At 37.8% G+C, this 15154-nt stretch carries 15 protein-coding genes; 1 reads left to right on the top strand and 14 read right to left on the bottom strand.

Going from position 1 to position 15154, the window contains the following annotated elements:
* Positions 1-118: 118 nt before the first annotated feature.
* The 12 genes from BTR42_RS04945 to BTR42_RS04890 all read right to left on the bottom strand — a co-directional run bounded on the left by BTR42_RS04945 (position 119) and on the right by BTR42_RS04890 (position 11443).
* Positions 119-1780 (bottom strand): ribonuclease J, encoded by a 1662-nt coding sequence (locus tag BTR42_RS04945; RefSeq protein WP_009853973.1) that lies wholly within the window; start codon positions 1778-1780, stop codon positions 119-121.
* Between the two features lie 226 nt (positions 1781-2006).
* Positions 2007-2516 carry a tetratricopeptide repeat protein gene (locus BTR42_RS04940; protein WP_077496652.1) on the bottom strand — a complete coding sequence of 170 codons (510 nt, stop codon included), beginning with the start codon at positions 2514-2516 and terminating at the stop codon, positions 2007-2009.
* A gap of 8 nt (positions 2517-2524) precedes the next feature.
* Complete coding sequence (locus BTR42_RS04935; RefSeq protein WP_077496650.1) at positions 2525-3043, bottom strand: tetratricopeptide repeat protein; 519 nt, start codon at positions 3041-3043, stop codon at positions 2525-2527.
* A 73-nt stretch (positions 3044-3116) separates the two neighbouring features.
* Positions 3117-3626: a tetratricopeptide repeat protein gene (locus BTR42_RS04930; protein ID WP_013642972.1), complete on the bottom strand. Its 510-nt coding sequence runs from the start codon at positions 3624-3626 to the stop codon at positions 3117-3119.
* Positions 3616-5145, bottom strand: coding sequence for an LXG domain-containing protein (locus BTR42_RS04925; RefSeq protein ID WP_077496648.1), 1530 nt, complete (start codon positions 5143-5145; stop codon positions 3616-3618). Before BTR42_RS04925 ends, BTR42_RS04930 begins: the two co-directional genes overlap by 11 nt.
* A 1-nt stretch (position 5146) precedes the next feature.
* Positions 5147-5491 carry a hypothetical protein gene (locus BTR42_RS04920; RefSeq protein WP_013642970.1) on the bottom strand — a complete coding sequence of 115 codons (345 nt, stop codon included), beginning with the start codon at positions 5489-5491 and terminating at the stop codon, positions 5147-5149.
* Positions 5492-5497: 6 nt separating this feature from the next.
* The gene (locus BTR42_RS04915) at positions 5498-5770 is read right to left on the bottom strand and encodes a TIGR04197 family type VII secretion effector (RefSeq protein WP_009853967.1); all 273 of its coding nucleotides are present in this window, start codon (positions 5768-5770) and stop codon (positions 5498-5500) included.
* 128 nt (positions 5771-5898) lie between these two features.
* Positions 5899-6657, bottom strand: a complete 759-nt coding sequence (locus tag BTR42_RS04910) for an ABC transporter ATP-binding protein (protein WP_009853966.1) — start codon at positions 6655-6657, stop codon at positions 5899-5901.
* The gene (locus BTR42_RS04905; protein WP_009853965.1) at positions 6654-7523 is read right to left on the bottom strand and encodes an ABC transporter permease; all 870 of its coding nucleotides are present in this window, start codon (positions 7521-7523) and stop codon (positions 6654-6656) included. Before BTR42_RS04905 ends, BTR42_RS04910 begins: the two co-directional genes overlap by 4 nt.
* A 20-nt stretch (positions 7524-7543) precedes the next feature.
* Positions 7544-8545, bottom strand: coding sequence for a tryptophan ABC transporter substrate-binding protein (trpX, locus tag BTR42_RS04900; protein WP_077496646.1), 1002 nt, complete (start codon positions 8543-8545; stop codon positions 7544-7546).
* Positions 8546-8862: 317 nt separating this feature from the next.
* A complete protein-coding gene (locus BTR42_RS04895) occupies positions 8863-10488 on the bottom strand; it encodes a zinc-binding metallopeptidase family protein (RefSeq protein WP_012961800.1) in 1626 nt (541 codons plus the stop codon).
* The gene (locus tag BTR42_RS04890; RefSeq protein WP_009853962.1) at positions 10478-11443 is read right to left on the bottom strand and encodes an NAD(P)-dependent oxidoreductase; all 966 of its coding nucleotides are present in this window, start codon (positions 11441-11443) and stop codon (positions 10478-10480) included. Before BTR42_RS04890 ends, BTR42_RS04895 begins: the two co-directional genes overlap by 11 nt.
* A 360-nt stretch (positions 11444-11803) precedes the next feature.
* On the opposite strand from BTR42_RS04890, the gene BTR42_RS04880 reads away from it, so the two are divergent.
* Positions 11804-13057: an IS110 family RNA-guided transposase gene (locus BTR42_RS04880; RefSeq protein ID WP_077496147.1), complete on the top strand. Its 1254-nt coding sequence runs from the start codon at positions 11804-11806 to the stop codon at positions 13055-13057.
* Positions 13058-13154: 97 nt separating this feature from the next.
* Here the strand turns inward: BTR42_RS04880 and hisC are convergent, their stop codons facing one another.
* Together hisC and BTR42_RS04870 are read right to left on the bottom strand one after the other, a co-directional pair.
* Positions 13155-14237 carry a histidinol-phosphate transaminase gene (gene hisC, locus BTR42_RS04875; protein ID WP_077496644.1) on the bottom strand — a complete coding sequence of 361 codons (1083 nt, stop codon included), beginning with the start codon at positions 14235-14237 and terminating at the stop codon, positions 13155-13157.
* A gap of 71 nt (positions 14238-14308) precedes the next feature.
* Positions 14309-15145, bottom strand: a complete 837-nt coding sequence (locus tag BTR42_RS04870) for a dimethylarginine dimethylaminohydrolase family protein (protein ID WP_077496642.1) — start codon at positions 15143-15145, stop codon at positions 14309-14311.
* Positions 15146-15154: the final 9 nt, after the last annotated feature.

Raw genomic sequence — 15154 nt, 5'->3', positions numbered from 1 at the left:
ATACTTTCAAATCTTGGGCTTTTAGTATATCAATCAAAACTTAAAAAAACAAGAAAAAACTGCACAGCAAAAATAACAAATAGGGAGACTTGGCTTTTGCCTTACCTCCCTTATCTTCTTATCTCACTTCCATAACTACTGGTAAAATAGCAGGGCGACGTTTGGTTTGGTCGAAAAGGAATTTTGCCACATCATCGCGGACAGCTCCTTTCAATTCACCCCAGTCAAAGCTATCTTGTGCCAAGTAATTTTCAACAGTTTGATTAACCAATTCAGCTGATTCACGCAGAATATCACGGCTTTTCTTAACATAGACAAAACCACGTGTGTGAATTTTAGCTTTTGAAACGATTTTCTTTTCGCGTTTATTAACAGTCAAGGCAACAATGAAAATACCATCTTCTGACAAGACTTTGCGGTCACGAAGAACAATATTACCAACGTCACCAATCGCATTTCCGTCAATCATCACATCACCAGCTGGGACACTTCCCTCGTGATTAAAGCCATCTTTACCAAGAACCATGACATCACCACGTTTGACGATGTAAATATTTTCTGGATACATACCAACTTCTTGCGCTAACTCAGCATGCGTTGCCAAGTTACGGTATTCTCCTTGAACTGGGAACAAATATTTTGGTTGAAGAAGATTAATCATCAACTGCAAATCACGCGCATTGGCATGACCTGAAACATTCATTGTTTGTGTGATAAGTTTAACCACACCGCCAGCTTTGTAAATCAAATTTTCGACACGCGCAACAGCTGCTTCTTTTGAAAGACTTGGCGTTGTAACGATGTAAACAAGGTCGCCTTCCTTAATTTGCACATAACGGTGACGTCCAAGCGCCATTTTTTGCAAACCATTAATCGGTTCCCCCATACGACCAGCTTCAAGAATAATCAATTCATGGTCTTCAAACTTGTGCATGTCTTTTGGTTTGACAATCAATTTTTCATCAACCAAACGCAAGCGTTTCATACGAATGGCTGTGCGGACAATATTTTCAGCGTCAAAACCAGTTAAAACAACACGACGACCATAGTCTGCGGCTGAATCAAATACCTGCTGAATACGAACCAAGTTAGAAGCTACGGCTGCAATAATCACACGACCTTCAGCATCTGCGATAATGCTATCCATTTCAGCAGCAACTTCTGATTCGCTAGCTGTCAGAACATTACTTGTCGCATTAGCAGAATCAGAAAGAAGAGCTAAAACGCCTTCACGCCCAATTTCCGTCAAACGAGACAAGTCTGTACGGTAATATTTACGGGCAGCTTGGTCAAATTTGAAGTCGCCTGTGTAAACAATATTTCCCTCATCTGTACCAACAACAATCCCCAAACTTTCAGGAACTGAGTGAGTTGTTTTAAAGAATGAAATTGTCGCATCTGCAAATTCAATTTCAGTTTCTGCGTCAATAACATGGAAATTATTAAATTTTTTAACATTGTTATTTTTCTTAACAAAAAGCTTCGCTAACTCAATTGTCAACGGTGAGCCAAACACTGGCGCTTTAAATTCCGATAGAATATAAGGCAAAGCTCCGATAGCGTCTGCGTGCCCATGCGTCAAGAAAATTCCTTGCACACGTTTTTTATTTTCAACTAGGTAGTCAATATTTGGAATGACTTCATCTACACCCAATTGTTCATTTTCAGGATATTTAAGTCCAGCATCCAAAATGAAAATAGAGTCATTAACTTCTACCACATAGAGGTTTTTCGCATTTTCGCGCACACCTCCAAGGGCAATAATTTTAATATCGCTCATTACGATGTTTTCTCCTCATTTTATTTTTTATACGAGCAAATTACTTTGCTTTTTTTCATACAAACGGTCCTTGCCTCCAAAAAAGGTTAGCAAGTCGAATTACAGCACTACTATTATACCATATTTTCAGAAGATTTTCTTCTTTTGGAATTAGAGAGCTCGATTGTGGGGATGAAAAAACTGAGCACTTTGACTCAGTTTCACTAATTTTAAAATTCTCTAAGTATTAGTCATACATTGATTCATAAATGGTCTTCAGCATGGTTTTAAGTTCCTTTTTGACTACCTTTAGCAATTTTTCCTGCTGGGATGATGTGATGTTAATATCATTACCGTTTTCGTCTTCAACAGACTGATAGGTTACCTTGAAATCTTTATCTAATTGAAGATAGACATTTTCCTTTTGATTATTCTCGGTAACTTCAAAAGTTACAATAAAAAGATTATCATCTTCGGTTGATCTAATGGTCACAGCAGGGATATCATTTGTAGTTAAATATAAGATTCTATTATACATAAAAACATCTGAACTATCGACGTCATATCCTGCTTTTCTAACAGCTTTCACATAGCGTTTACTGTTCATCAAAACATCTAACTGCTCATAAGTTATTCCCTTTTCATAAGCCCTTTTAAAATCATGATAGCGATAAGCTCGGTAACCAAAAAACGAAGTAACAAGCACAATGAGAACAACTATGGCAGAGATAATTAGTGTTTTCTTCCTATTTGACATTTTTACCTCTAATAAGCTGATTCATAAACCGATTTGAGCATATCAGTTATCTCTTTCTTAACTTCCTTTAAAAGTTTTTGCTCCTCTGATGTTGAAAGCTCTACTCTCTCGCCATCACTACCGTCCTCTTGAATAGGGTAGTAGAGAGAATCTTGAATCTTTAATTTATTGTTCAAAACCCAGAATGCATTTACTTTTCCAATTGAATCTACATTTGCTACAAAAGAGACTGCAATAGTCTCTCCTGGAGATTTCACTTCCAGATTATCTTTCTCATCAATCACTAACCACGGAATACGACCATACATAAAAACATCAGATTGTTCAACTTGGTATCCTGCTTTTCTGACAGCTTTCACATAGCGTTTACTGTTCATCAAAACATCTAACTGCTCATAAGTTGTTCCCTTTTCATAAGCCCTTTTAAAATCATAATAACGATAAGTTCGGTAACCAAAAAACGAAGCAACAAGCACAAGGAGAACAATTATAACAGAGACAATTATTGTTTTCTTCCTATTTGACATTTTCTTTTTCTCCTCGTTCTAGATAGTCATAAAAATCATTTTCTGCTTGTTTTTTAGTTGAGGAGCGGTTGTTTCAAGCATACATTGATTCATAAATAGTCTTCAGCATGGTTTTAAGTTCCTTTTTAACTACCTTTAGCAATTTTTCCTGCTGGACTGATGTGATGTCAATATCATTACCATTTTCATCTTCAACAGACTGATAGGTTACCTTGAAATCTTTATCTAATTGAAAATAGACATTAGCATCTTCTCCAACAATTATTGTTTTAAATTGAATAATTACGTTTCCCAATTCACTAGGAGCCTTAACATTAATTTCGGGTGTTCCTTTTGTAACAAGTGAATCCACACGTTCTAATGAAATTAATTCATAGTCATCAACCTCATAACCAGCGTGTCTAATCGCTTTCACATAGCGTTTACCATTCATCAAAACATCTAACTGCTCCACAAGTGTCCCTTGCTCATAAGCCCTTTTAAAATCATGATAACGATAAGTTCGGTAACCAAAAAACGAAGTAACAAGCACAAGGAGACCAATTATGACAGAGATAATTATTGTTTTCTTCCTATTTGACATTTTCTTTTTCTCCTCGCTCTAGATAGTCATAAAAATCATTTTCTGCTTGTTTTTGTTCAGATAAAGAACGTTCATTACCATGCTTGATGTAGCTACTTCCAATAGTCTCGGCAGAAACAACATACTTCGTTACTTCTTTTCCAGCAGTTATATTTCCCTTGCCTAAATTTTGATAAAATTCTTGGACACGATTAACCTGATTCGTAATGACATCACTGTTATATTTAGTGTTAATTTTAAAAATATCTTCAACATTATCAGCATCGCACATTCTTTGATAGGTATTAATAGCGTCTAAATCGGAATTAAAATCAGCATCATCATATCGCCCAGAATCAATATCGCCTTTAAAAGAAATTTCATATTTTTCCATTGGGACTATAATTGGAATCTTTGTTCCAAAAATATTAACATACTGATAAACATTATTTCCCATCGTACTCATTACATGTGCAACCGTAGCCATATCAAAAGCAGATTCACCCCAACTTCCTTCCGTAAAAGCAGATAACTGAACCGCTTCATGGAGAAAATCTTTTGATGTACTATTCGCATGATTATCAGATAAAGCTTCCTGTAATTTTGGGATTTTTATAGCAGCTACTCCATATTTCTCAAGTAATTCATCTCTATCTTTTTCTGCAAGTGTTCCTGCAACACCATACCATCTAGTAGCAGTATAATAAAACGACGCAACTATCCGATTAAATTCATAAATGACCTTTTGATTTGACCAGTCTTCTTTTTGGGCTTGCTTGATAATGCCTTGTTGTAGGTCAAAAAGAATGGTAGCCGTTTCTCTATCAAAGCCGTAAGTCTGCATGTAATCATTAATAATATCTGCTTTTTCGATGTCTTCTACTGATTTTTTAGACGTGCTAAGAGATGTTAATGTTGTTGCCCAACTTAAATCATCTGGAATGGTAAATGTCCCAGATGAAGCATTCCAACTGCTACCGATTTGAGATAATCCTGTCGTAATTTGTATTTTAATTGTTTCCAATTCATTGAACAAAGTAACAGAATAACTATCATAAGATCGTAAATCATCTAAAATCGTTTCATAAACGCGTTTATTCGCATGATGTCCACGAATTAACGTCACATTATTTTGTCTTAATTCTGATTTTTCATCCGCTGAAATCGTTAGACGCAAAATCTTTTGATTCATGTCGTCCAATTGGCTAATAAGGTCTTCTTCTTGTTGAATAAGGCGAAGTAATTCGTCCTCACTCCAACTTTTGGTATCCACTTGGTTTTGATACTCTTCTGGCAATTTAGCAATGGCTTGCGAAAGAGTTTCAGAATACAATTCACCACCTTGAGCAAGCGGCAATAAAACAGCTGAATAATAAGCTTTAGCCGAATCATAGGCTTTTCCTGTTAGCTTCTCTGTTTCTTCTGCAAAGTCGCTGATTACTCTTTGTAAAGCTTGGTATCCCTCCACTTCTGCTTGACAAACAGACTGCGTGCTCCTTGCTTGTTCTTCTGACTGCTCCAAAGTCATATTAAGTCCCATTTCATTTCTCCCCCTGTAAAGATAACTTACGTCTTTCATTGCGGACGTTGTCTATCTCATCTTCAAGCCGTATCTCCTCTTTTTTTAAATCAACAACCGAATCAATCACACAATCAAAAGTTCGTGACCGAAAGGCTCTTTGCTGATTATTATTAAGCTCAATCTCTCCTGCATAACGGCTATGCTCTAAAATTTCCCAAAGGCTATTTTCTAACCTTAAACTTTCCCTATCATACCATTCAAAATCATTAGAAATACTTTCTGCAAGCCTACGATTATCCGTCGCTTCCTCAAAAGCCTGCAATAATTGACGTTCTTTTTGAATTAATCTATCTTGACTAGTCACTCTAACTTAACTCCCAAAACTTTCTGCACCCGCTTGATCCACCACTTCAAAATCACTAGCTACCGAATGAAGATTTTGAGAAGCTGTTTCAACACTTGACACAATTTGTGCTAACAAAGACTTTGATTCTTCCATAAGGTCGTGAGCTTTTGTATTCCCTTGAAGCTCCGTTTGTGTATCTTGACTAGCATTACCAACGTCACTTAATGTTTGACAAGTAGTCACAAGCTGACTAGCGTAAGTTTGTGCAGTCTCCTTATCACTCCTAATTGTCGTCATAAATCCCATCCTCCCATTATTCCGTTTAAAATTACATTTATTTTATCATAAACCTTAATCAAAATAAAAGCACTAACAGTACTATGCTAGTGCTTTATGGAGTTTTTGTATAACAATGCGCTGTTCTCTCACTCAAACAATTGATAATAATCAGCGATTGCCATTTGGGCTTTTTCGTCTTGATTAAGATCTTTGATAATTTTGCCGTCTTTCATGACAATCAAACGGTTTCCATATTTCAGAGCGTCTTCCATGTGGTGTGTAATCATGAGTGCTGTCAAGTGGTCACCCGTTACAAATTCATCTGTTAAATTCATCAAGGATACACTCGTTTTAGGGTCAAGGGCTGCCGTATGTTCATCAAGTAGCAACAATTCTGGGCGTTTTAGCGTTGCCATGAGCAAGCTAAGTGCTTGACGTTGCCCGCCTGATAAAAGCCCAGTCGGCGTTTCCAAATGCTTTTCAAGACCATTACCAGTTCGTGCAACCAACGCTTGAAATTCATCGGTAAACGCATGAATTTTTCGTGGCAAAAGGCCACGTTTTTCACCACGATATTTAGCAATAAGAAGATTCTCAGCCACAGTCATACGTGGTGCTGTTCCCATTTTAGGGTCTTGAAAGACACGCGCCAAATAGTTAGCACGTTTTTCAGCAGGTAAATGCGTCACATCTTTGTCTAGGATATAAATGCTTCCGCTAGTCAACATCAAAGTTCCAGCAATCACGTTAAAAAGCGTTGACTTCCCAGCACCATTCCCACCCAAAATCGTCAAAAAATCATGTTCATAAATCGTCAAATTCACGTCATCAAGGATTGTTTTGACCTCGTCAAGACCGTTATTAACTTGAACGGTAGCATTTTTTAATTCTACAATTTTTTTCATCGCGATAAGGTCACTCCTTTGAAAAATTTATTTTTAAGAACAGGAACCATGAGACAGAGTGCCAAGACAAGTGCACTAAACAATTTGAGGTAGTTCGTATTGAAGCCAAGGGCAATAACTGCCGTGATTAAGAATTGATACAAAATTGACCCAACAACAATGGCAATCAAACGCTCTAAAAGTGTTAGACCAGTTGAATACAACACTTCTCCGATAATGATACTAGCAAGTCCGATAACAATCACACCAATTCCTTTTGAGACATCAGCGTAGCCATCTTGTTGGCTGACAAGAGCACCTGACAAAGCAATCAACCCATTTGAAATCGTAAGCCCCATAACTTCCATGCGGTCGGTATTAATCCCAAAACTTTTTGCCATATCACGGTTATCACCAGTAGCGATATAAGCCTGACCAAGTCGTGTGTATAGGAAGAAAATCAATCCTGAAATAACAATAGCAACCGCTAAAAGACCAATAATCAGCAAGTTAGTGCTGTCTGCAAACGGGAATAAATCTTGCAATGTTTTAATATCAAGCAAGCCAAGATTAGCACGTTTCATAATCATGAGCATGATTGAGTTACAAGAGGTCATCACCAAAATTCCTGCTAAAATGGTTGGGATTTTTCCTTTGGTATAAAGCAAGCCTGTCACAAGCCCTGCAAAACACCCTGCAAGCATTCCTGCAAGTGTTGCTAAAATAGGATGAAAACCATGGTTCATCAAAGTAACAGCCACTGCTCCTCCAAGCGGAAATGAGCCTTCTGTTGTCATATCTGGAAAGTTCAAGATTCTAAAGGTAAGGTAAATTCCTAGACCAAGAATTCCCCACAAAAGCCCTTGTGATACTGACGAAATAATCATCTGATTTTTCTCCTTCTTCCTTAATTATCATCTGCCTCAACAGCCACTGTGGCTTCTGAAAGAACACTATCTGGTATTGTAATACCAAGCTCTTGTGCGGCTTTCAAGTTAAGGATTGGCGTCCCTGTATTGACAATATTGACAGGAACTTCTGACACTTTTTTACCTGCTAACAATTTAACAGCAATTTTTGCCGTTTCCACACCTAAATCATACTGACTTTGGGCAACTGATGCAATGCTTCCTTGCTCCACCATTGTATCAACGCATGAATAAATCGGAATTTTCGCAGCATTGGCAGCATTAACAACCGTCGTAAAGGCTGATGCAATGGTATTGTCTTGTGGAACAAAGATAGCATCAACTTTTCCTGTCATAACCGACATTGTTGTTGTAATTTCATTTGTTGACGGTACGGCGTATTCAATGACATTAATGCCAGCAGCTTCGGCATCCTCTTTAAATTCAGCGACTTGTGATACTGAATTATCCTCGCTACTAGCATATAAAACGCCGATTGTCTTGGCATTTGGTGTAATCTCTTGAATGAGCTCTACGGTTTGTTCAATCGGAACTTGATTGGAAACCCCTGTTACGTTTCCTTCTGGTTCTTCAAGATTTTTAACTAATTTTGCACCGACTGGGTCAGAAATAGCTCCCATAACAACTGGAATATCACTCGTTGCTGACGCCAAACCTTGTGCCGCTGGTGTTGCAATACCAATCAAAACATCGTTTTTAGCATTGACCAACTGCTTACTCATCGTTTGAATCTTGCTTTGGTCACCTTCAGCATTCAACACCGTAATTTCAGCATTATCACTATCATAGCCAGCCTCAGCAAGACCCTCCTCAATTCCTCTTTCAATCTCATCTAGAGCATCGTGCGTCACATACTGCAAAATACCAATTTTAACCACATCATTTTTACTTGAATCGCTTTTAGTCTGGTCATAAATCATCGAACCAGCAACTAAAATAACAAGAGCAATAAGGGTTCCAATAAGTGCTTTATTTTTCATTCTTTTCTCCGTTGGTTTTAAAATCTTAACATTATCTATCAGCAGGGTGAGTCAACTAAAAAGAAAAGCGTCTAGTAATTGCTTACTACACGCTTTTTTATCTTTGTAACTAAGATTAGCGCATAGATACTTTTTAGAAGCACTCCAAAAGTCGTATCTATGCAAACACATAAACACAACTCTACTTACGCCAACTTTGCCAATTTGTAAGAGTTTGTGTCATGTTCATCTTAGCTTCCTCCTGTGTTTTTTTATAATTATATCCTAAATTTTGGAAATTTCAAGCACTTTTCGAAATTTTCTCAATTTATTTCTTGTTACTTGGTGAGATGTTCAATAAAACTTCTGATGACTTTAGGAAGGGTGTGATAAGAATATGGTTTATAAATTCTCTCCTTCCAAGTATGTGCACCAATGCCGTAAACACCTAAATCAACAGCAGGAATATCAAGTGTTCTAATAGTATCAACTGGCAATGGATAAATGCTATCCATTAACGGAAAATTAGCTTTAAGCTTGTTAATATTTTCTGTCGTTTCCCGCATGGCAAGGTAACTTGAATCACTCAAAAATGGGAAAAAACGACGTTTGACAAAATTTTCTTCTGGAAATTCTGTCATCATTTGTTCGAGTGCTTGGTCAACCTCGCTATCAGAATCCGTATAATTGTGTGGGCAAAATGGCGGTGCTAAAAAGACAACTACTTTTGCTTCGTCTGATTGTGTTTTAGCTTCTAGATAATCAATTAATTGAAAGCCGACTTCTCGTTTATCATAGTCTTTAATTTGACCCAAAAAGCTTGAAATGAGCATCTTCGTGTCATAGCCTTTTTTCGCTAATCTAGCAAGGTATTCATCAAATGTCATTACTACAATGTCGTGGCTGATATTACTGTGAATATGGCTTCTTTCTGTGTAGAGTTTGAAACGTTCCTCATAGTTTGTTGTCACTTCTTGAACAGCTTCTTTACTAGCAGCTAACAAAGTCTGCAAAACCGCATCAGCACTCTTTTCATACAAAAATGTATTGAAATACAGATTGGCTCGTTTATTCGTTTGCACATTGTAGAAATCTTTGCAGTCACGTTGCAGTAAGGCAGAACTTGGCAAAATTTCCTCATTGGAAATAGTTTCAACCAAATCAAGATTGGTATTGATTTTCAGATTGATAGCACTTGAGATAAGCGTCGCATCAATTCCCATTAAACAGCTTCCAACATGAGTTTCACGCCCCTTGATGTAAAAACACGTTAGCATTTTTCCAGCTGCACCTGTGTAAATATACTTTTTCTCATCTCCTTCATACGACGGTGAAATAAAATCAGTGTTTATGGCAGCTTTGAAATCGTATCCCTCTTGACGCAAACGCAACAACTCACTAGAAGCCTGAATGGCACCTGTATGGTCATTTTCTTCTACGGCATTTGTCATCAAAAGCAGATTGCAGGGCAACTCATCCATGTGTTCCATATAATAGAAAATCGTTGCGATATTGACTGCATCACCTGATTTCATGTCAAGAATTCCACGTCCAAAAAGCCAATCACCAGATTGAGCGTGTTTTTGAATGAGGGTATCTTCGTCATAAGTCTTGAAAAATGCTTGCAGTGCATCAGAGTCATGGGCGATTTCTTTTAAAGGACCATAATCTTCAACGCCAACCGTATCCATGTGAGAATGAAGAATGACAGTCTGCTTTGTTCCTTCTTTTTTCAAAAGAGCAAAGTTATTTTTACGCTTCAAACTATCTTGTTCCAAAGCTTGCTGCCAGACACACCTTGGGTGTTCTTTAAAATAAGGTGCTGATTTGACGAGCTTATAAATGGCATCTGCAACGGCAACTTCCCCACTTGTTCCATTAACTGAAAGAATAGAGACTAAGTATTTTGAAATGGCTTCGATACGTTCTGGCAGATTATAGGCTTCTATGGTTTCAAATTTCATGATGATACTCCTTTAAAATCGCGACAGCATTTTTGACGGTTTGTGTTTGCAAGGTATCAAGACTCTCTTGACTGTAAAAAGCAGCATGCGGTGTGATGAGCACATTATCACGTCCAATAAAAGGATTTTCAGAAAGGTCTGGATTCTCACTTTCAAGGACGTCTAATCCTGCTCCGATAACTTTTCCCTCATCAAGGGCTTCTGCTAATGCCAATTCATCCACTAGACTGCCACGCGCTACATTAATAAAAATAATCGGCTTTTTCAGCCCCTTGAAAAACGCTCGGTTAAAGAAATGTTTGTTGGCAGAGTTCGCAAATAAATGCAGACTAATGACATCTGCTTGCGCTTGTATCGTTTCAATCGAAACCAATTTCACGCCCAATTCATCAGCCACTTTTTCTGGTAAAAATGGGTCGTAAGCAATAACTGTCATCCCAAAACTTTGAGCACGTTTGGCAACAGCTTGTCCAATACGCCCCAAGCCAAAAATAGCTAAAGTTTGCGAGGACAAGCGCTTCACATTGCCAACTTTCTGGTAATTCCAAAAGCCTGCTTCAATGTACTTACGATGTAAAAACAGTTTTTGATTGAGCGCTAGCAAAAGAGAAATCGTATGATTAGCCACATCTTCAGTTGAATAAGCACCTAAATGCTGCACAGCGATTCCCAACTTCTCAGCATAATCAAGGTCAATCGTATTGGTGCCAGTAGCATTCACGGCAATGCCTTTCAAATCTGGAAAATGCTCCAACACAGTCTCTCCAAGTGGCAAGAAAGCTGTCAAAAGGACATCAACACCTGACATTCTCTCGATAAATTCATCCTCATTAACATAAGGATAAACCGAAATCTCGCTATCAGCAGGCAAAAGTTCTTTCAAAAGATTAACTTCAATGCTCAAATCACGCTCTGCCAAAACATTTGGATAATCAGAAATTAACACTTTTAACATGGTCTTTCTCCTCGTAAAATAAGTTTATGGGGATTTTTCAATCCCAAGTGTTAACAATTTTTTATAACTTGACTATTGCAAGGTTTTCCAGAACAATAGAGTCATGGAATGGACTCATGGTTGTTTCTTTTTCTCCTTGTTGCTTAGACTTCATTTTTAAGTCTGTTACCCAAGCGTTGTTCCTACTTCCAACACACTAGCTGTTTCCACTACGCTCACTTCTGTGCGTAGTAGCGTACAGGCGGCAGGTGAGCTAGTGATTAGAATTCTCTTAGGCGAGGCTGTTGGTTCAACGTGTTTCTGGGGAACCTTACAGTAGTCAAGAAACTTTCCAAATACAAATGAAAGGAGACCTTCCAAATGAAATGTTTTGTCGGTTTAGACGTTAGCTCTACCAAATTAGATGTCTGTATCATGCTTAGTGATACAACAACTCCCTTTGTATCTTCTCTTCCTAATAACTTAATCGGTGCTCAAGCAATCAAGAACCAAATTCTTGAACTCAATGACACCTATTCATTTGAACGTATCGTCATTGGCATGGAAGCCACTAGCCTCTATAGTTTTCATCCTGCTATGTTCTTTCATGAAGATAGTAACTTAAAAGCTTTAAACGTTGAAGTCATGGTGGAACAACCCAATAAGATTAAGAAATATCGAGATGCCTTTGAAGAAAGTAAAAATGATACCATTGATGCCTTCTACATAGCCGATTATTTCCGTATTGAGCGATTTTCACCTGCTTTTCTCAAAGAAGAAAAGTATATGGCTCTCCAACACCTAACGAGAACAAGGCTTCAACTCATTGAACAGTTGACAAGAACAAAACAACACTTTATCGAAAATATTTATTATAAGTGCAATACCTTATCAACTGAAATCAAGAATGAGAATCTAACGACCTCTCTTTGGTCTAGCGCTATCATTTCCCTAATGACCGAAGACTATACTCTAGACGAATTAGCGACTGTTCCTCTCAAAGACCTAGCGGACTTTATCCAAAAATTAGGGAGAGGACGATTCAAAGCTCCTGAAAAGCTAGCTAAAGCTATTCAAGCAGCTATCAATGGCTCTTATCGTCTCTCTAAACTCCAACAAGATTCCGTCAATGTTGTTCTCGGGCTATTAGCTCGAGAAATCAGAAATCTGGAACAAATGATTAAAGATATTGATAAAGCTATTGAAGACATGGTAGAAGTCATCCCTGAATACCAGTGCTTAACTTCTGTTCCTGGTGTTGGTAAAGTTTACGCTGCAGGGATTATCGCTGAGATTGGGCAGATTGAACGCTTTAAAGACCATCCTCAAGTCGCTAAATATGCGGGATTGAATTGGAAACAGAATCAATCTGGGAACGCTAATTCTCAAAATACTGACCTTGTCAAACGTGGCAATCGCTATCTCCGTTATTACTTAGTTGAAGCCGCCAACTCTGTCAGACGACATGATAGCGAGTATCAAGCCTTTTACAAGAAGAAGTATCAAGAAGTTCCTAAACATCAACACAAACGAGCCATCGTCTTAACCGCTAGAAAATTTGTGCGTCTGGTGGATGCGCTACTACGTAACCGCCAACTCTATACGCCACCAAGGAGGCCTATGGAAGATAAGTGATTATCGGCACAAGTCCTTGGTTAAGCTAGTGAAAAAAGCGTTTTTTGCTAGGTATTTTTAGTGCACCCTTTTTTCTAGAAAATCAACTAAAAATTAATCAACTTTCTATTGACTTTTTACCACTAGACTTTAAAATGGCATCAATTTCACTCACTAAACGGTGCATTTCTTGTTTTGTCCCAATTGAAATTCGTACAAAATCCTTAACTTCTTCTGTCGCATAATGACGAATCAAAATATGACGAGCTCGCAATTTCTCATACAATTCCGCACCAGAAATCACTTTCGAAGACGCATAGACAAAATTGGTTTTACTGTTTAACACCGTGAAGCCTAGAATGCGTAAGGCAGATGTTAAAAAATCACGATTTTCTATGATTTCTTTGACGTGTTTTTCAAAATGAAATTCATCCTCAAGACTAGCCAAAGCAACTTCTTCTTGCAAAAGGCTAATATTAAATGGATTAACAGCCATTTTTAAAGCTTCCATATCTTTGATGAGCTCTTTACAAGCCACGGCATAGCCAATACGAGCGCCAGCCAATTGACGAGATTTTGAAAAAGTCCGAACGACAATCACGTTTGAAAAATCATTGACAAGGCTAATGGCGTTCTCTGATTCACCACCAAAATCAATATAAGCCTCATCAACAATAACCAGTCGCTCTGGGTGCGAAGCTACCAATTTTTTGATAGCAGATAAAGGTTTGAGAAAACCTGTTGGAGCATCTGGATTCACCACCAAAACTGCATGAGGAAGTTCTTCATAATCTGATAAATCAACGTGTAAATCCTTTGTTAATGGCACTTTTAACGCTTCATACCCAAACGTATCAGCATATCCTTTGTAAAATGGATAGGTGATTTTTGGAAAGGCAATTTTGTCTCCGCGCTCAAAAAAGGTTCTGAAAATCAAATCTAAAACATCATCTGCCCCTGTCCCAACGAGAATATTTGACATTTCAAGAGAGTGTAAATCGGCTAACTTCTGACGTAATTTACTTTGGAAAGGGTCGTTGTAATAATTTAATTTTTGAGCATTTTTTAACACCTCTAAAACACGAGGGCTAGGCTCTTGCGAACTTTCATTGGCATTTAATTTTAAATAATCATCTCCAAGTTGTTCACCAGGATTATAAGCGACAATAGTTTCAAATGATTTAGCTAAAAATGTTGACATAACAAACTTTCTAAATTGTTTTTAACGTGGCAATCCACTTCTACAAATTAAGATTAACAGCAGGTATTTGATTAATAACGCTCTAGCGGAAAGGTCATACAATGCACGCCACCACCAGCTTTTAATAGCTCGGTAATATCGACTTCGATAACTTCCATTCCCTCTTTGCGCAGCGCATCATTGATAAAAGTATTCTGCTTCAAACTCATCACACGATTATCACCAAGCGCTTCAACGTTGTAACCATGCTTAAATATCATTTCTTCTGTGCCAGCAATCACTTTGATGCCTTTTTCTTTTAGCAAGGCTAAAAAATCATCTGGCAAACCAGCTTCATAGGCAACGGCAAGCTTTGGAGCTACTAAGTTAAAACACATATCCAAATGAAGATAATCAGGATTGGCTTTAATAGCATAAACCCTATAACCATAAGGTTCTAATTGCTTGCGGATTTCATCAACACCTGTAAGATTCGTGCGGTCAATCACACCAATTGCAAGTGTTTTTTCATCAATAAAAGCAAAATCACCTCCTTCAAAATAGCCTTCACTCACTTCAGCAATTTTAGGAATTCCTAACTCTTCCATGATTTTGCGATAATGAGAACGTTCTAAAAAACGAATAGATTTCTTAAAATGTCCAAGAATATACCCCTCTTTGACATTGCCACCAAAATCTCTGGCAAAAACCGCATTCGGCATATTCTCTGTTGAAGTTACTTGAACCACTTCTACCCCATTTTCTTCGTAAGCCTTCACAACACTTTCAAATTCCTGCATCATCTTGTCGCGATTCAAAGGTTTCGTATATTGTTCTGAAATCACATTAATTGGTGCTGCACTCACTAAAAATTCAGGTTTACATAGTAGCACCTTGCGCAAGCGACTTGTCCCATCTACAACTGACATAAACATTCC

Source organism: Streptococcus gallolyticus subsp. gallolyticus DSM 16831 (assembly GCF_002000985.1).
GTDB lineage: Bacteria > Bacillota > Bacilli > Lactobacillales > Streptococcaceae > Streptococcus > Streptococcus gallolyticus.
Note: the sequence above shows the minus strand (reverse complement) of the source record. Positions and strands in the feature narration are given on the sequence as shown.